Origin of the sequence: Mangrovactinospora gilvigrisea (genome assembly GCF_001879105.1) — a bacterium.
Taxonomy (GTDB): Bacteria; Actinomycetota; Actinomycetes; order Streptomycetales; family Streptomycetaceae; genus Mangrovactinospora; species Mangrovactinospora gilvigrisea.
The window spans coordinates 16,258-32,013 of record NZ_MLCF01000008.1 but is presented as its reverse complement, the minus strand read 5'-3'; the positions used below and the strand labels follow the sequence as shown (position 1 = coordinate 32,013).

Below are 15,756 nucleotides of genomic sequence, written 5' to 3'. Positions count from 1 at the left end.
CGCCCTCCATGTCCGAATCTGCAAGTTGCCCGACATTGCTGCCGTCCGATGATCGCACCTAGCGTGGCACGCATGGCATCCACCACCCTGCGCGACCTCAGCAACCTGGACCGCACCCCGGCGCCGCTCGCCGACTCCGTGCTCGTCCTGATCGACCTGCAGAACACCTACACCCGCGGCCCGCTGGAGCTGGACGGCTGGGACGCCGCCCTCGACTCCGCCGCCGCGCTGCTCGCCCGGGCGCGCGCCGCGGGCACCCCGGTCATCCACGTCCAGCACGACGGCGGAGCCGGCAGCCACTACGACATCCGCGGCGAGAGCGGCGCGATCCACGACCGGGTCGCCCCGATCGAGGGCGAGCGCGTCGTCGTCAAGCAGGCCCCCGACTCCTTCCGCGGCACCGACCTCGGCGAGCTGGTCGACGCCGCCGGCCGCAAGGACCTGGTGCTCGCCGGGTTCATGACGCACATGTGCGTCGCCTTCACCGCCCAGGGCGCGTTCCTGCGCGGCGACCGCCCCACCGTCGTCGCCGACGCCTGCGCCACCCGCCCGCTGGGCACCGCCGTCGCCGAGGTCACCGCCGCGCAGCTGCACCACTCCGCGCTGGCCACCGTCGCCGACCTCTACGGCCTCGTCGTCCCCACCGCGGAGGCGCTCTCCTAGACACGGCAATGCGCCGCCCCGTCGGAACGGGGCGGCGCATGCGGGAGCGGGAGATCAGGCCGGCACGGCCTCGCGCTCCGGGGCCTCCACCGCCTCGGGCGCCTCCTCCTCCCACAGCGGCAGCGTGTGCGCCCTGGCGAACTGCTCGCGGTCCAGGATCTTCTCCTTCGCCGCGACCAGGATCGGGATCACGGCCTGCCCGGTGACGTTGGTCGCGGTGCGCATCATGTCCAGGATCGGGTCGATGGCCAGCAGCAGGCCGACGCCCGCCAGCGGGAGGCCCAGGGTGGAGAGGGTCAGCGTCAGCATGACGATGGCGCCGGTGAGGCCGGCCGTCGCCGCCGAGCCGATCACCGAGACGAAGGCGATCAGCAGGTAGTCCTTGATCCCCAGGTGCACGCCGAACGCCTCGGCGACGAAGATCGACGCCAGCGCCGGGTAGATCGCGGCGCAGCCGTCCATCTTGGTGGTGGCGCCGAACGGCACCGCGAAGGAGGCGTACTCGCGCGGCACGCCCATCCGCTCGGTGACCCGCTGGGTCAGCGGCATCGTCCCGACCGACGAGCGGGAGACGAAGGCCAGCTGGGTGGCCGGCCACACGCCGCGGAAGAACTGCACCGGGCTGACCCGCGCGAAGAGCGCCAGCAGCAGCGGGTAGACGCCGAACAGCACCAGCGCGCAGCCGATGTAGACGTCGGCGGTGAAGGTGGCGAGCGGCTTCAGCAGGTCCCAGCCGTACTGCGAGACGGACTTGCCGATCAGGCCGAGGGTGCCCAGCGGCGCCAGGCGGATGATCCACCACAGCCCCTTCTGGACGATGGCCAGCACCGACTCGTTGAGCTTCAGGAACGGCTCGGCCTTGGCGCCGGTCTTCACCGCGGCGATGCCCACCACCACGGCGAGGAAGACGATCTGAAGGACGTTCACCTCGGAGAAGGAGGTGACGATGTTGGTGGGGATGATCCCGGTGAGGAAGTCCAGCCAGGAGCCGGCGTGGTCGGGCTTCGCCGCGTGCGCGGTGTCGAAGCCGCCGCCCGAGCCCGGGTGGGTGATCAGGCCGATGGCCATCCCGATGACCACCGCGATCAGCGAGGTCACCATGAACCACAGCAGGGTGCGGGCCGCCAGGCGGGCCGCGTTGGTGACGTTCCGCAGGTTGGCGATGCTGGTGACGATCGCGGTGAAGACCAGCGGCGGAACGGCGAGGAAGAGCAGCCCGACGAAGATCGAGCCGATCTTCTCCAGGGTGGCGGAGAGCCAGGCCACGTCACCGGAGCGGGCGACGAGGCCCAGCGCGATGCCGAGGACGAGGCCGCCGATGATCTGCGCCCAGAAGGGCGTCCGGCGCACGGCGCGCCAAGTGGTGGAGAACACGGGGACAAGCTCCGTTGCAGGGTGGACGAGGATGCAACGGATCACGGGCAGCGCAACAGGGGAGGGCGCGGCGCGTCAGCCGTCCGGCATCACTCGAAAGGGGTGAGACAGGGACGTTCCTGGAGGGATGGGCTTCCTCAACAGGACGCGCTGATGCGCCGACACAGGTCGACGTGCAGGCGCGCGATGAGCCGGAGGCTCATCGCGTGGGTGGAGGCGCCTGCGATATGCATGCGGATGATCGTATCAGTGCCCCGCGGCGCTCCAGCCGGCGGCACCGCGCGAGTGACCGACGACGCACCCGCCCGCGGACCGCGGGCTCAGCCGCGCGCGGCCGCTTCCTCGTCCACCGAGTCCTCGGCGGAGGCGGACGCGTCGAACTTCTTGCGGGCCGTCCTGATGCCGCCGACGACCTGCTCGCTCATCGCGTCCCGCTGCTTGCTGAGCAGCACATAGCTCAGCGGCGCGCTGATCACCGCGGCCAGCAGCAGCACGAACACCGCGCCGGACGAGCCGGTGATCGGCAGCACCCCGGTGTAGGCGAGCAGCCACAGCACCAGGAAGCAGGCCAGGAAGATGCTGATCCGCATCGAGGTGTAGCGGAGGGTCGCGTGCTTCTTGTTCACGCCGTGGAAGCCTTTCAGAAGGTCATCGACTGGGGCTCGTCCCGGCGCGCCGGGTCCGGGCCGTCGTACTCGCGGACGATCTCGTAGCGGGTGTTCCGCTCGATCGGACGGAAGCCCGCGTCGCGGATCACGTCCAGCAGCATGTCCCGGGACATCTTGTTCGGGGTCCCGTACTGGTCCGCGTCATGGGTGATCTTGTACTCGACGACCGAGCCGTCCATGTCGTCCGCGCCGTGGTTGAGCGCGAGCTGAGTGGTCGACAGGCCGTGCATCACCCAGAAGCACTTCACGTGCGGGACGTTGTCGAAGAGCAGCCGGGAGACCGCGAAGGTGCGCAGCGCCTCCGCCCCGGACGCCATGGTGGTGCGCGCCTGGAGCTTGTTGCGGATCTTGCCGTCCTTCATGTCCACGAAGTCGTGCTGGTATCGCAGCGGGATGAAGACCTGGAAGCCGCCGGTCTCGTCCTGCAGCTCGCGCAGCCGCAGCACGTGGTCGACGCGGTGCCGGCGCTCCTCGATGTGCCCGTAGAGCATCGTCGACGGCGTCTTCAGCCCCTTGGAGTGGGCCAGCCGGTGGATGCGCGACCAGTCCTCCCAGTGGGTGTCGTGGTCGACGATCTGCTGGCGGATCTCCCAGTCGAAGATCTCCGCGCCGCCGCCGGTGAGGGACTCCAGGCCGGCGTCGATCAGCTCGTCGAGGATCTCGGAGGCGGGCATGCCGGAGATCTTCTCGAACCAGTGGATCTCGGTGGCGGTGAAGGCCTTCAGCGAGACGTTCGCCGGCAGGGCCTCCTTCAGCGCCCGCAGCGACCGCGGGTAGTAGCGCCACGGGAGGGTGGGGTGCAGGCCGTTGACGATGTGCAGCTCGGTGAGGTTGTCGTTCTCCATCGCCTTGGCGAGCTTCACCGCCTCCTCGATGCGCATCGTGTAGGCGTCCTTCTCGCCGGGCTTGCGCTGGAAGGAGCAGTACGCGCAGGAGGCGCTGCACACGTTCGTCATGTTGAGGTGGCGGTTGACGTTGAAGTAGACGGCGTCGCCGTTCTTCTGCGTCCGCACATGGTGGGCGAGCCCGCCGAGCCAGGCCAGGTCGTCGGCCTCGTAGAGGGCCACACCGTCCTCGTAGGTCAGCCGCTCACCGGCGTGGACCTTCGCCTCCAGCTCGCGCTTGAGCCCAGCGTCCATGCGTCCGTCACCCTCCTTGAGCGATATGCGTCGATCCGAGAAGAGACTACGCGCCCAGCACCGCGGCGAGGAGCGCCGGGTCGGCGTTGCCGCCGGAGACCACCGCGACATGGGTGCGCGCATCGGCCGGGAGCCGGTCGCGGTGGTGCAGGTAGGCGGCGGCCGCCACGGCCCCGGAGGGCTCGGCGACCAGCCGGGCGCGGGTGGCGAGCACCCGCATGGTGTCGCGGATCTCGTCCTCGGTGACGGTGACGAAGGCGTCCACGAAGCGCGCGATGTGCGGCCAGGTGAGCGCGCCGACCTGCTGGACGCGCAGGCCGTCGGCGATGGTGCGGTAGGTGAGCTCGGGGTCCCAGGCGGTGCGCGCGCCGCGGGTGAAGGAGTCGGCGGCGTCGGCGGCCAGCTCCGGCTCCACGCCGATGACCACGGCGTCGGGGTTGGCGGCCTTGACGGCGACGGCGGTGCCGGAGATCAGCCCGCCGCCGCTCACCGGCACCAGGACGACGTCGGCGTCCGGCGCGTCGGCCATGATCTCGCGGCCGACGGTGCCCTGACCGGCGATCACATCGGGGTGGTCGAAGGGCGGGACGAGGACGTAGCCGTGCTCGCGGGCCAGCTCGCGGGGCACCTCCTCGCGTTCGGTCTTGGGGACGAGTACCACCTCCGCGCCGTAGCCGCGGGTCGCGTCGATCTTCACCTGGGCGGCGGTGTCCGGCATCACGATGACGGCCTTGGTGCCCAGCAGGGCCGCCGAGTAGGCGATGGCCTGGGCGTGGTTGCCGCTGGAGGAGGCGACGATGCCGCGGGCGCGGGCCCCGGGGGTGAGCCGGGCGACGGCGTTGTAGGCGCCACGGATCTTGAACGCGCCGGTGGGCTGCAGCGATTCGGGCTTCAGCAGCAGCCGGGCGTCCTCGGTGTCCGCCCAGGGGCAGGGCATCAGCGGGGTGCGGACGGCTACGCCGTCGATCCGGCGGGCCGCGGCCTCGATGTCGCCGGGGGTGACCAGCTGGGGTTCGGGCTCGGTCGTCACTCGTCGTCCTCCTCCGGGCCACCGGGGAGCCGGCCGACCCGGTTCTCCCACTTGGTGGAGAGGACCACGGTAGTACGGGTGCGCGAGACCTTGGCGACGCGGCTGATGCGGCTGACGACGTGCTCCAGCCCGTCGATGTCGGCGACCCGGACCTTGACCATGTAGGAGTCGTCGCCGGCGATGAACCAGCAGTCCTCGATCTCGTCCAGCGCGGAGAGGTTGCCGGCCACCACGTCGTGGTCGGCGGTGTCGGTGAGCTGGACGCCGATCAGGGCGGTGACGCCCAGGCCGAGGGCGGCGGGGCTGACGATGGCGCGGTAGCCGGCGATCACCCCGGCCTGCTCCAGCCGGTTGATGCGGTCGGTGACGCTCGGCCCGGAGAGGCCGACGAGCCGGCCCAGCTCGGCGTACGAGGCCCGGCCGTTCTCCCGGAGGGCCTGGATCAGCTGGTGGTCGACGGCGTCCATGGCGTGCGGCGTTCCTCCCGGTAGAAGGCGGACAGGGGCGTGGATGGTCATGGGGTTCCCGGAAAATCTCACCACATCAGGCGGAGGTGTTCCGCCTGGCGGCCCCCAGTTCGCCCGTCCAGCGGCGGTAGAGGGCGGGCGCGTCGGCGACGCCGGCGGCCTCCAGGGCGCGTCCGGCGACGAAGTCGACGAGGTCCAGGACGGTGGCCGGGCCGGCGTAGAAGCCGGGCGCGGCGGGGACGATAACGGCGCCGGCGGCGTCGAGTTCGGCGAGCTGGCGGAGCACCGGGCCGGAGAGCGGGGTCTCGCGGACCACCACAACGAGGGGCCGGCGCTCCTTGAGGGTGACGGAGGCGGCGCGCTGCAGCAGATCCTTCGAGAGGCCGAGGGCCATTCCGGCGACGGAGGCGGCGGAGGCCGGCGCCACGATCATGCCGCGGGCGGGGTAGCTGCCACTGGAGGGGCCGGCGGCGAGGTCGCCGGCCGGCCAGTAGTGCAGCAGCTCGGGGTCGTCGGCGGGGACGCCGTCGGCGAGCGCCGGATCGGGCTTGCCGGTGCCGGGGTTGACGGCCAGCCAGTCGGCGACGTCCTGCCGCCAGTGCGCGTCGCGCAGCCGGATGCCGGTCTCGTCCAGCAGGGTGAGGCGGGCGGCGCGGCTGATGACGAGGTCGACGGGGCGTCCGGCGCGCAGCAGGGCGCGCAGCACGGACGCGGCGTAGGGGGTGCCGGACGCGCCGGAGACGCCGACCACCCAAGGGCGGCGCGGCCCCGCGGCGGAACCGTGCGGGGTACGGGTTCCGTCACGGTCTGCCTCATGTGCTGTCCGACTCATCCGGTCAACTTATACGCTGGACGTCTGGAGAGCGGCGGCGGACGACGCCGACGACGCTGGGAGGGGTCATTCCATGGCCGGCAGGCGAAGCGCAAGCTCGTGGTTCTTCCTGAACGCGATACCGGCGACGATCGTGATGGTGCTGTGGCTGGCGGTGCTCTGGGCGATCGAGGGCGTCAACTACCTCAGCAAGGGCCATGACCAGCTGTCCTCCCAGTACGGCATCCGGCCGCGCGATCTGGGCGACATCCAGGACATCTACACCGCGCCGTTCTTCCACGGCTCGTGGGACCACCTGATCGGCAACAGCCTCCCGCTGCTGATCTTCGGGTTCCTGGTGGCGCTGCGCGGGCTGGTGAAGCTGCTGGCGGTGACGTTCACCGTGGCGACGGTCTCGGGGCTGGGCGTGTGGTTCATCAGCCCGTCGAACTCGGTGACGTTCGGGGCCAGCGGCGTGATCATGGGCCTGCTGGCGTTCCTGCTGGTGCGCGGCATCTTCGACCGCAAGCTGTGGGACATCGCACTGGGGCTGGGGATCTTCGCCGTGTACGGCACGCTGCTGTGGGGCGTGCTGCCCCAGCAGCAGGGCGTCTCCTGGCAGGCGCACCTGTTCGGCGCGGTCGGCGGGCTGCTCGCCGCGTTCCTGTTCCGGCGCCGCCGCGAGCCGAAGGCCGCTCCGGCTCCCGCCGCCTGAGCCCCGCCCGTTGCCTCCTCCGCCCCGGCGCCCCAGGTGGGGTGCCGGGGCGGAGCCGTCAGAGGCCGAGCCCGCGTGAGATCAGGTCGGCGAGGGCGAAGAGGAACAGCACGATGCCGATGATCCCGTTGACGGTGAAGAACGCCCGGTTCAGCCGGGAGAGGTCGTGGGGCCGCACGATGGTGTGCTCGTAGGCGAAGGCCACCACCACCACCGCCATCCCGGCCCACCAGAACGCGCCCGCGCCGCTGAGCACGCCGTACCAGACCAGCAGCGCCGTGGTCACCAGGTGCGCGCCGCGCGCGCCGCGCAGCGCGTTGGCGACGCCGAACCGGGCCGGCACCGACTTCACGCCGTGCGCCCGATCCGCCATCACATCCTGGCAGGCGAAGATCAGATCGAAGCCGCCGATCCAGATGCCCACGGCCAGCCCCAGCACCACCGGCGTCCAGGACCAGGTGCCCGTCACCGCGATCCAGGCGCCGATCGGCGCCATCGCCTGGGCGAGGCCGAGGATGGCGTGCGGGAAGTCGGTGAACCGCTTGCCGTAGGGGTAGACCACCATCGGGATCACCGCGATCGGCGCCAGCGCCAGGCACAGCGGGTTGAGCAGCGCGGCCGAGCCGAGGAAGACGGCGAGGGCGATGATCGCGCCCGTCCAGGCGGTGCGCACCGAGAGCGCGCCGGTGACCAGTTCGCGGCCCGCGGTGCGCGGGTTCCGCGCATCGATCTCGCGGTCGATGATCCGGTTGGCGGCCATCGCGAAGGTGCGCAGCCCGACCATGCAGACCGTCACCAGCAGCAGCGTCAGCCAGCGGACGGACCCGCCGTTCGCCTCCATCGCGGTGAGCGCCGCGATGTAGGCCCACGGCAGCGCGAACACCGAGTGCTCGATCATCACCAGCCGCAGGAACGCCCGGACCTTGCCCTGCTGGGCGGGCCCGGGCCCCGGCGCCGGGACAGCGGCGGCCTCGGAAGACATCAGCGGTTTACCCCTCTCGTCGTGGTGGCGGTCAGAGCCCGTACTCGCGCCAGCGGCGGGTCACCAGCTCGGCCGTGGCCGGGTCGGAGGCGACCATCTCCGGCCAGCCGCCGTCCCGGGTGTAGCCCTCCTCGGGCAGCTTGCGGGTCGCGTCGACGCCCGCCTTGCCGCCCCAGAACTGCTGGTAGGAGGCGTGGTCCAGATGGTCCACCGGGCCCTCGACAGTCATCAGGTCGCGGGCGTAGTCGACGTTGCCGAAGGCCCGCCACGCCACCTCCTGGTAGTCGTGGACGTCGCAGTCGGCGTCCACCACGATGATCAGCTTGGTGAGCGACATCATGTGGGCGCCCCAGATGGCGCTCATCACCTTCTGCGCGTGCTTGGGGTAGCGCTTGTCGATGGAGACGATGGCGCAGTTGTGGAAGCCGCCGGCCTCGGGCAGGTCGTAGTCGACGATGTCCGGCACGACGATCTTCAGCAGCGGCAGGAAGAACCGCTCGGTGGCCTTGCCCAGCGGGCCGTCCTCGGTCGGCGGGCGGCCGACGACGATGGTCTGGAAGAGCGGCCGGGAGCGCATGGTGACGCAGTCGACGGTGAGCGCGGGGAAGGGCTCCTGCGGGGTGTAGAACCCGGTGTGGTCGCCGAACGGCCCCTCGGGGAGCGTCTTCCCGGGCTCCAGCCACCCCTCCAGGACGACCTCGGCGTCCGCGGGCACCTGGAGCGGCACCGTCTTGCAGTCGACCATCGGCACCCGCTTGCCGCCGAGGAACCCGGCGAACAGGTACTCGTCGATGTCGGTGGGCAGCGGCGCGGTGGAGGCGTAGGTGACGGCCGGCGGGCAGCCGAACGCCACGGCCACCGGCAGGCGTTCGCCGCGGCGGGCGGCCACCTGGTAGTGGTTGCGCGAGTCCTTGTGGATCTGCCAGTGCATCCCGATGGTGCGGCGGTCGTGCCGCTGCAGCCGGTAGAGGCCGAGGTTGCGGGCGCCGGTCTCGGGGTGCTTGGTGTGGGTGAGGCCCAGGTTGAAGAAGGAGCCGCCGTCCTCGGGCCAGGTGAAGAGCGCGGGCAGGGCGTCGAGGTCGACGTCGTCGCCGGTGAGGACGACCTCCTGGACGCGGGCGTCCTTCACCTTCTTCGGAGGGACGTGCGCGACCGAGCCGAGCTTGCCGAGGGCGTCGCGCAAGCCGCCGACGCCCTGCGGGAGTTCGGGCCTGACGAGGCCGGCGATCTTCCCGCTCATCTCGTCGAGTGATTTCAGTCCCAGTGCGGCGGCCATCCGGCGCTCGGTGCCGAAGACGTTGGCGGCGAGCGGGAGGCGGGTTCCGCGGACGTTCTCGAAGAGCAGGGCGGGGCCCTTGGCCTTCTGCACGCGGTCGATGATCTCGCCGACCTCCAGGTGGGGGTCGACCTCGGCGCTGATCCGCTTGAGCTCCCCCTCGCGCTCGAGTGCGCGGAGGAACGAGCGAAGATCGTCGTATGCCATAGGTGCCAGTATCCGGCACCGACTACCCTGGTCCGGTCACCGGGCCCGAGAAGACACGGGGGGAGCTGAGATCGCGAATGGTGCTGGGGATACTTCCGACGTTCGTGGTGCTGCTGGTACTGGCGTTGTGGATCTGGTCGCTGAGCGACTGTTTCGGGACGCGGCCGGAGCAGGTGCGGAATCTGCCGAAACCGGTGTGGGCGGTGGTGGTCGTGGTGCTGGGTCCAGTCCTGGTCGGGCCGCTGGCGTGGCTGATCGCCGGACGCCCGGTGGTGCGGGTGCCGGTGTCGGCGGCGCCGACGGCCGTGGTGGCGGCGGCTCCTGAGGTGCCGCGTCCGAAGCGGCTGACCGCGCCGGACGACGACCCCGAGTTCCTGGCGCAGCTTGCGGAGCGGATAAGGGAGCAGCGCGGGGAGTAGCCGGCTGTTGCTCCCCGGCCCCTGCGGGGCGCCGTCCGCGCAAGGGCGGCGCTACTCGGTGCGCAGGCCCTCCGCGCGCATGGCGCGGGTGAGGAGGGGGAGCGTGCACGCGGTGACGGCGAGGACCACGGCGGCGCCGAGGCCGGTGACCACGGCGAGGTCCTGCCAGGGGACGGGGACCGTGCGCTGGGAGCCGGAGAGCCAGACCAGCGTGACGCCCAGGCCCATGCCGAGGGCCGCGGCCAGCGCCGTGCCGACCGCCATCGGCACCGCCGCCTGCCAGAGCACCGAGCACAGCAGCGTCCGCCGCCGCACGCCGGTCGCGGCGAGCGCGGCCAGCACGCGCCGCCGCTCCCGGGTCTGCTCGGCGCTGCTGAGCGACAGCCCGGCGCCGACCACCAGCAGCGTCAGCGTGATGGCGACCAGTATCCCGGTGCGCACCGCGCCGAAGTCGAAGGTGCCGGAGTTCACATCGACCTGGGCGTCCATCACGTCCGCGCCGTAGCCGAGCGGTTCCACGGCGTTGCGGACCCGGTCTATGGTGTCCAGCCGGCGTGCGTCCGAGGCGTTGGTCACCCAGGCCCGGTAGTCGCCGTGTCCGAGGCGGAGGCCGTGCAGCGCCCCGGGGGTGGCGATCAGGCCGCCGTCGTAGCCGCCGCTGCGCCGGTGGGCGGCGGTCACCCCGGACGGCACCGGCCAGCGGGGGCCGTCCGCGGCGCCGAGGCGCAGCGCGGTGCCGGTCGCGGGCTGCTTGCCGGCGTACTGCTGGGGGGCGAAGAAGACCTGGCCGTCGCGGCAGGAGTCGATCCGCAGCAGCCGGACGAGCTGGGTGCAGTCGGCGACGGTGAGGCGGCCGACGTCGTCGTCCTTCGTGCTGCGGTAGGTCTCGTACTCCAGCGCGCCGACCGCCCGGTGGACGCCGGGCACGGCGTCCAGGCGGGCGGTGATCGCGGCGGGGGTGTGGCCGCGCATCGCGGTGGCGCCGATGTCGATCTGGGAGTCGACGGAGGTGCCGGCGGTCGCCGGCCGGACGGTGAAGGCGTTGGTGGCGAGGCCCATCAGCGACTGCAGAGCGACGGCCCCGGCGACGGCGACGGCGATGCCGGCCGTCCCGCGGGCGGCGCCGTCCCCGCCGAGTTGGAGGCGGCGCAGGGCGAGCTGCCAGGAGAGCGGGCCGCGCGGGCCGAGGCCGCGCACCAGCATCTCCACGCACCAGGGCAGCAGCACGCTCAGCCCGACGAGGACGGCGAGCACGCCGAGGGCGACGCGGGTCAGCGAGCCGCCGCTGGCGAGGAAGTCGGAGTCCTGGTGGGCGCGGGCCAGCAGCACCCCGCCGAGCAGCGGGAGCAGCAGCCGCCACCACAGCCGGCGGCGGGCCGGCCCGCCGCGGCGCACCACGCCGAGCGGTTCGACGGTGATGCGGCGCATCGTCACCAGGGCGACGCCGACGGCGAGCAGCGGCACGGCGAGCATGATGCCGACCGCGTAGCGCCAGTCGGGGGCGACGGCGCCGGGGAAGGCGCTCTCGCCGAAGAGGGTGAGGTGCGGCACCAGTTGGCGCAGCGCGAGGAAGAGCCCCCAGCCGATGGCGAGGCCGAGGACGGTGCCGCCGAGGGTCTCGCCGGCGGCGATCCGGGCGATCTGGGCGCGGGTGGCGCCGGCGAGGCGGAAGTCGGCGAGGCGCCGGTCGCGGCGTTCGCCGCCGAACCGGATGGCGGTGGCGAGGAAGATCGCCACGGGGGCGAGCAGCACCACGGCGGCGACGGTGACGAGCATGGCGACCAGGGCGGGCACGTTCCAGCCGGAGTAGGCCTCGCCGAAGGCGTCGACGCGGACGCCGGTGCCGTTTCCGTCGGGCTTGACGGTGAGCCGGTCCGTCCCGGCGTAGTAGAAGAGCTCGCGGGGGCCGCGCAGCCCGGCGTCCTCGACGGTGCCGACCTCGCGGTACTGGGCGAACCGGGCGCGCAGCAGGGCGCCTTGCGGCGAGTGCAGCAGCCGGTGCAGCTCGGGGGAGGTGAACATCTCGCCGGGGTGCGGGAAGGTGCGCAGCCCGGGCGGGGTCGGCGGTCGGTCGCCGTCGGCCTGGAGGTACTGGCCGCCGATGTCGCTGTTGCGGAAGGTGGTGCCGGCCATCGCGGAGACCGCGGTGCGGTCGGTGGGCGTCAGCTGGTGGGGCGCGGCGTGCTGGTTGCGGGCGGAGAGCCGCTGGTGGTTGTCGGCGATGACGCCGGGCACCGAGGCGGCGAAGAGCAGGGTGGCGATGCCGATGGCGACGCCGAAGCCGGTGAGCAGGGTGCGGGCCAGGCCCTCGCGCCCGCCGGAGAAGGCGAGCCGCCAGCCGAGGGCGAGGTCGGCGAGGCGGTGGCCGTTCATCGGAGCGCGTCCGTGGAGGAGGTGGAGGCGAAGTCGCGGGTGCGGCCGTCCCGGACGACGATCTCGCGGTCGGCGTAGGCGGCGACCCGGGCCTCGTGGGTGACGAGGACGACCGCGGCGCGGGTCTCGCGGGCGGCGGCGGACAGCAGCCGCATCACCCGCTCGCCGGCGAGGGAGTCGAGGGCGCCGGTGGGCTCGTCGGCGAAGACCACCCGGGGTCCGGTGACCAGCGCCCGCGCGGCGGCGACGAGTTGGCCCTCGCCGCCGGAGACCTCGCCGGGGCGCTTGGCCGCGCTGTCGCCGACCTCCAGGCGCTCCAGCCACTGGCCGGCGGACTTCTCGGCGGCGCGGCGGCGCAGCCCGCCGAGGCGCAGCGGGAGGGCGACGTTCTCCAGGCAGGTCAGCTCCGGCACCAGGCGGCCGAACTGGAAGAGGAACCCGAAGTCGGTGCGCCGCAGCGCGCTGCGGCGGGCGTCGCCCATCGCGGAGAGCTCCTCGCCGCGGTAGCGGACCTCGCCGCCGTCGGGACGGACGATTCCGGCCATGATGTGCAGCAGGGTGGACTTGCCGGAGCCGGAGGGGCCCATCACGGCGACGGTCTCGCCGGCGTCGAGCGCGAGCGAGGCGCCGTCGAGGGCGCTGGTCAGGCCGTACTGCTTGCGGACCTTGCGGGCGCTGAGGAGGGGTTCACTCATAGTCGGCGGTCACCTTCGCGGTGAGGTCGTCGAGGCGGTCGGCGGTGAGTTCCAGCCAGCGCAGGTCGGCGTCCAGGTGGAAGAGGGCGTGGTCGCAGACGAGGCTGTCGACGAGGTCGCCCTCCTCCTTGCGCCGGGTCAGCTCGCGCATGCGGCACAGGTGCTGGGTGCGCTGGGTGTCGAGGAGGTCGTGGGCGGAGCGTCCGGTCAGCAGCGCCAGGACGACCTTGGTGTAGAGGGTGTTCTGCAGATAGGGCTCGGGGTCCTCGGGGGTGACCAGCCAGCGGTTGACGTCGGTGATGCCGGCGTTGGTGATGGCGTAGCGCTTGCGCTCCGGACCGTCCCCGGGCTCGACGCCCTCGACCTCGACGAGCCCGTACTTCAGCAGTCGGGAGAGCGTCGAGTAGACCTGCCCGTAGTGCAGCGAACGCCCCTGGGCGAAGTGCGCGTCGTAGGCGCGCTTGATGTCGTAGCCGTGCCGGGGGTGCGCTTCGAGCAGTCCGAGGATCGTCTGGCCCAATGACATGGCGGTCACTATACACACGGGGTATACGCGGTGGCGTTAAACCCGTACAGAGATGGACAGATGGGACATATCCGATGAAGTGCCGCGGCGCGACCGCCCGTTGGACGGCTCAGCCGGACTGCGGGGTGGCCGTCGGCGAGGGGCCGCCGGAGGAGGACGGGGACGGGGACGCGGACGCGGACGGCGAGGGGATCGGGAAGAGCGGCGGTGCGGGCGGCGGTGTCGGGCCGGCGGCGTGCCGGCCCTTGCCGCGGCCCTTGGGCGCTCGGTGCCGCCCGTGGTTGCCCTTGCCCTTCGCCTTGGTGACGGGGGTCGCCGACGGGGTCGGGCTCGGCGTCAGGTTCTGCGACTGGCTGCTGCCGGTGTCGCCCTTCCCCTTGCCGGTGTTCCCGTCCCGGCCCTGGCCGTTCTCCTTGCCCTTGCCGTGGTCGCCCGGGCCGTCGCCGTTGCCGCGGGTGCCCGGGGTGCCCACCGCGGCCTCCACGCCGCGGCAGTACTCCGGGAGCCGGTCCCAGCCGCCGGCCCGCGCCACCAGCCGGGCCAGCGCCTGGCCGTTGCTGCTGCCGCCGTCCCACTGCTTGCCGTGCGCCAGGTTCACCAGATAGGCGTGGCACAGCCCCTTGGCCTCGGGCGGCAGCGCCGCGCCCGAGCCGGAGCCGGAACCGGAACCCGGGCTCGGGCCGGTCGCGGTCGCCGCCGGGCCGCCGGTGCCGCCGTCCGTGCCGGGGCGGGAGGCGTCCGCCCGGCCCGAGCCGGCGCCCGTGCCGCCGTAGCCGTCCGCCCGCGGATTGACCGGGGACGGCGTGGAGAGCGCCGGACCGGAGCCGTCGAAGTGCACATTGGCGCCGGCCACCGCGACGCCGCCGCCCAGCAGCGCCGCCGCGGCCGCGGTCAGCGCGGCGGTCCGCGCGGCGTTCAGCCGCCCGCGGCCCCGGCCGTCACCGGGCCCGGGCACGGCGCGCAGCGCGCCGGTGCGCGCCTCGTCGCGCGCCTGCCGGAAGGCGGCCAACGCCGCCGCCTCGCCGCGCAGCTCGTCCGGCGAGCCCGGCGCGGAGGCGGCGCGCAGCACATGGCGCACACCCTCCGGAAGCTCCGTCACATCCGGCATGTCCGGCCCGTCGTGGCCGGGCGCGCCGCCCGGTCCCTCGGGCCCAGGTCCTGGGAACCCTCGCTCCGTCATCTCTTCCTCGCTCCCCGCGCCGACTCCCCGGCGCAGGCGGTCGCCCGCCCGACCCTGTACTCAAGGCTGCGCAGCCCCCTGGACACCGCCATCCGCACCGCCCCCGGCCGTTTGCCGAGGACCTGCCCCGCGGAGGTCGCGTCCAGGCCGAGCACCACCCGCAGCATCACCGCCTCGGCCTGGTCCCGCGGGAGTCCCGCGATCAGGCCCACGGCGCGCTCGGTGGAGAGCGCCTCCAGCACGAGGTCGGCCACGTCCGCGGCTTCTCCCGTGGTCCGCCCCACCGCCCCGGGGGAGGACGATGCGCTCGCCAGCTCGCGCAGTTGCTCGTCGGGGACGGGGACCTCGCCGGCCCGCACCCTTCGATGGCGACGCAGAACGTCGAGTGCGCGGTTCCGCACCACGACGATCGCGAACCGCCGGAACTCGCCCGCGCCGCCCTCGAAGTCCGGGAGGGCGCGCGCCAACTGGGCCCATGCCTCGGAGACGACGTCCTCGGCGCCCGCCGGAGAGTCTCCGCCGACCATCACGCGGGCGTAGCGCAGCAGGCCGGGGGTCAGCTCCCGGTACAGCTGGGAGAAGGCCTCCTCGTCCCCGTCACGCGCCCGCCGGACGGCGATATCTGTCCCCTCCATGCTCGGAGCATGCCATGCCGGAGCGTCCATGAGCATGGGGAGGGCCACAACGGCGGTTTCCGGAGCGGGTCGTGGCGTCATCGGCACCACCTGTGTCCGCGGGGTTCCGGCGAAGGCGGGTGCCGATGGGGCGCTGGTCAGTGCCACCGACCGGTCGCCCGGAAGCAGAAGTCGACCAGCGAGTCCGTCGGGCCGTTCTCGAAGCGCTTGAACGCCTTGCCGACCGGGTTCCACAGCTGCCCGTCCGGCATCCGCACGCCCATCGGCTGGCGGAACCGCTGCCAGTCGACGGGGCCGAAGTCGACCCAGGCGCCGCCGCCCTGGCGCACCAGGACCTCGCCGATGTAGCAGCCGAGCGCCGTCAGCGTCGGGGCTATCACCTCGACCGACGGCCCCTGCCAGCGCATCGCCTCGATCATGCGGTCCACCAGGCGCAGGCTCTGGCTGGTGTAGTCGAGATGGAGCCGCCTGCGCACCACGGCGTGGCGCACCATGCCCTCGGCGATCCGCGTGGCGTTCTCGGCCGTCGGCGCCAGAGCTGAGCTCGTCCGCTGCATCCCGGCCAACCTCCCAGTACCGGTACGGGTGTTCCGGGG

17 protein-coding genes are annotated in these 15,756 nt (G+C 72.8%); 3 read left to right on the top strand and 14 right to left on the bottom strand.

The features are described 5' to 3' along the window. The first annotated feature begins 72 nt into the window (after nt 1-72). The gene (locus BIV57_RS02775; protein ID WP_071654996.1) at nt 73-663 is read left to right on the top strand and encodes a cysteine hydrolase family protein; all 591 of its coding nucleotides are present in this window, start codon (nt 73-75) and stop codon (nt 661-663) included. Nucleotides 664-717: 54 nt separating this feature from the next. Here BIV57_RS02775 and BIV57_RS02770 read toward each other — a convergent pair whose 3' ends face one another. The 6 genes from BIV57_RS02770 to BIV57_RS02745 all read right to left on the bottom strand — a co-directional run bounded on the left by BIV57_RS02770 (nt 718) and on the right by BIV57_RS02745 (nt 6,173). Further along, nucleotides 718-2,037: a dicarboxylate/amino acid:cation symporter gene (locus BIV57_RS02770; RefSeq protein WP_071654995.1), complete on the bottom strand. Its 1,320-nt coding sequence runs from the start codon at nt 2,035-2,037 to the stop codon at nt 718-720. Nucleotides 2,038-2,357: 320 nt separating this feature from the next. Then, on the bottom strand, nt 2,358-2,663 hold the full coding sequence (locus BIV57_RS02765; RefSeq protein WP_265736975.1) for a DUF4229 domain-containing protein: 306 nt from the start codon (nt 2,661-2,663) through the stop codon (nt 2,358-2,360). Nucleotides 2,664-2,677: 14 nt separating this feature from the next. Next, nucleotides 2,678-3,844: an aminofutalosine synthase MqnE gene (gene mqnE / locus BIV57_RS02760; RefSeq protein ID WP_071654994.1), complete on the bottom strand. Its 1,167-nt coding sequence runs from the start codon at nt 3,842-3,844 to the stop codon at nt 2,678-2,680. Between the two features lie 46 nt (nt 3,845-3,890). Beyond that, nucleotides 3,891-4,874, bottom strand: a complete 984-nt coding sequence (locus BIV57_RS02755) for a threonine ammonia-lyase (protein ID WP_245797394.1) — start codon at nt 4,872-4,874, stop codon at nt 3,891-3,893. Further along, nucleotides 4,871-5,341, bottom strand: coding sequence for an Lrp/AsnC family transcriptional regulator (locus BIV57_RS02750; protein ID WP_071654993.1), 471 nt, complete (start codon nt 5,339-5,341; stop codon nt 4,871-4,873). Before BIV57_RS02750 ends, BIV57_RS02755 begins: the two co-directional genes overlap by 4 nt. 76 nt (nt 5,342-5,417) lie before the next feature. After that, nucleotides 5,418-6,173 (bottom strand): UbiX family flavin prenyltransferase, encoded by a 756-nt coding sequence (locus tag BIV57_RS02745; protein WP_079169948.1) that lies wholly within the window; start codon nt 6,171-6,173, stop codon nt 5,418-5,420. Between the two features lie 73 nt (nt 6,174-6,246). On the opposite strand from BIV57_RS02745, the gene BIV57_RS02740 reads away from it, so the two are divergent. Beyond that, nucleotides 6,247-6,867: a rhomboid family intramembrane serine protease gene (locus BIV57_RS02740; RefSeq protein WP_071654991.1), complete on the top strand. Its 621-nt coding sequence runs from the start codon at nt 6,247-6,249 to the stop codon at nt 6,865-6,867. Nucleotides 6,868-6,925: 58 nt separating this feature from the next. Here BIV57_RS02740 and mqnP read toward each other — a convergent pair whose 3' ends face one another. Both mqnP and BIV57_RS02730 read right to left on the bottom strand, forming a co-directional pair. Then, entirely contained in the window at nt 6,926-7,849 is a 924-nt protein-coding gene (gene mqnP, locus BIV57_RS02735) for a menaquinone biosynthesis prenyltransferase MqnP (RefSeq protein ID WP_071654990.1), read from the bottom strand. Between the two features lie 31 nt (nt 7,850-7,880). Then, nucleotides 7,881-9,332, bottom strand: a complete 1,452-nt coding sequence (locus BIV57_RS02730; RefSeq protein ID WP_071654989.1) for a menaquinone biosynthesis decarboxylase — start codon at nt 9,330-9,332, stop codon at nt 7,881-7,883. Nucleotides 9,333-9,409: 77 nt separating this feature from the next. Here BIV57_RS02730 and BIV57_RS26320 point away from each other — a divergent pair, with 77 nt between their 5' ends. Further along, entirely contained in the window at nt 9,410-9,751 is a 342-nt protein-coding gene (locus tag BIV57_RS26320) for a PLDc N-terminal domain-containing protein (protein ID WP_071654988.1), read from the top strand. A 51-nt stretch (nt 9,752-9,802) separates the two neighbouring features. Here the strand turns inward: BIV57_RS26320 and BIV57_RS02720 are convergent, their stop codons facing one another. The 6 genes from BIV57_RS02720 to BIV57_RS02695 form a co-directional block, all read right to left on the bottom strand. Further along, nucleotides 9,803-12,124, bottom strand: coding sequence for an FtsX-like permease family protein (locus BIV57_RS02720; RefSeq protein ID WP_071654987.1), 2,322 nt, complete (start codon nt 12,122-12,124; stop codon nt 9,803-9,805). Beyond that, a complete protein-coding gene (locus BIV57_RS02715) occupies nt 12,121-12,819 on the bottom strand; it encodes an ABC transporter ATP-binding protein (protein ID WP_071654986.1) in 699 nt (232 codons plus the stop codon). Before BIV57_RS02715 ends, BIV57_RS02720 begins: the two co-directional genes overlap by 4 nt. Continuing rightward, nucleotides 12,812-13,345: a PadR family transcriptional regulator gene (locus BIV57_RS02710; RefSeq protein WP_071654985.1), complete on the bottom strand. Its 534-nt coding sequence runs from the start codon at nt 13,343-13,345 to the stop codon at nt 12,812-12,814. Before BIV57_RS02710 ends, BIV57_RS02715 begins: the two co-directional genes overlap by 8 nt. A gap of 109 nt (nt 13,346-13,454) precedes the next feature. Further along, on the bottom strand, nt 13,455-14,444 hold the full coding sequence (locus BIV57_RS02705) for a hypothetical protein (RefSeq protein WP_175548639.1): 990 nt from the start codon (nt 14,442-14,444) through the stop codon (nt 13,455-13,457). Between the two features lie 77 nt (nt 14,445-14,521). Continuing rightward, nucleotides 14,522-15,160, bottom strand: coding sequence for an RNA polymerase sigma factor (locus BIV57_RS02700; protein ID WP_071655021.1), 639 nt, complete (start codon nt 15,158-15,160; stop codon nt 14,522-14,524). A 137-nt stretch (nt 15,161-15,297) separates the two neighbouring features. Next, nucleotides 15,298-15,717: a hypothetical protein gene (locus BIV57_RS02695; protein WP_071654983.1), complete on the bottom strand. Its 420-nt coding sequence runs from the start codon at nt 15,715-15,717 to the stop codon at nt 15,298-15,300. Nucleotides 15,718-15,756 lie beyond the last annotated feature (39 nt).

Bases quoted from the DNA above. Each gene is read 5' to 3' on its own strand.
- BIV57_RS02695 (WP_071654983.1), bottom strand. From the start codon at position 15,717: ATGCAGCGGACGAGCTCAGCTCTGGCGCCGACGGCCGAGAACGCCACG.
- BIV57_RS02775 (WP_071654996.1), top strand. From the start codon at position 73: ATGGCATCCACCACCCTGCGCGACCTCAGCAACCTGGACCGCACCCCG.
- BIV57_RS26320 (WP_071654988.1), top strand. From the start codon at position 9,410: ATGGTGCTGGGGATACTTCCGACGTTCGTGGTGCTGCTGGTACTGGCG.
- BIV57_RS02745 (WP_079169948.1), bottom strand. From the start codon at position 6,173: ATGAGTCGGACAGCACATGAGGCAGACCGTGACGGAACCCGTACCCCG.
- BIV57_RS02720 (WP_071654987.1), bottom strand. From the start codon at position 12,124: ATGAACGGCCACCGCCTCGCCGACCTCGCCCTCGGCTGGCGGCTCGCC.
- mqnP (WP_071654990.1), bottom strand. From the start codon at position 7,849: ATGTCTTCCGAGGCCGCCGCTGTCCCGGCGCCGGGGCCCGGGCCCGCC.
- BIV57_RS02740 (WP_071654991.1), top strand. From the start codon at position 6,247: ATGGCCGGCAGGCGAAGCGCAAGCTCGTGGTTCTTCCTGAACGCGATA.
- BIV57_RS02715 (WP_071654986.1), bottom strand. From the start codon at position 12,819: ATGAGTGAACCCCTCCTCAGCGCCCGCAAGGTCCGCAAGCAGTACGGC.
- mqnE (WP_071654994.1), bottom strand. From the start codon at position 3,844: ATGGACGCTGGGCTCAAGCGCGAGCTGGAGGCGAAGGTCCACGCCGGT.
- BIV57_RS02730 (WP_071654989.1), bottom strand. From the start codon at position 9,332: ATGGCATACGACGATCTTCGCTCGTTCCTCCGCGCACTCGAGCGCGAG.
- BIV57_RS02750 (WP_071654993.1), bottom strand. From the start codon at position 5,341: ATGGACGCCGTCGACCACCAGCTGATCCAGGCCCTCCGGGAGAACGGC.
- BIV57_RS02700 (WP_071655021.1), bottom strand. From the start codon at position 15,160: ATGGAGGGGACAGATATCGCCGTCCGGCGGGCGCGTGACGGGGACGAG.
- BIV57_RS02710 (WP_071654985.1), bottom strand. From the start codon at position 13,345: ATGTCATTGGGCCAGACGATCCTCGGACTGCTCGAAGCGCACCCCCGG.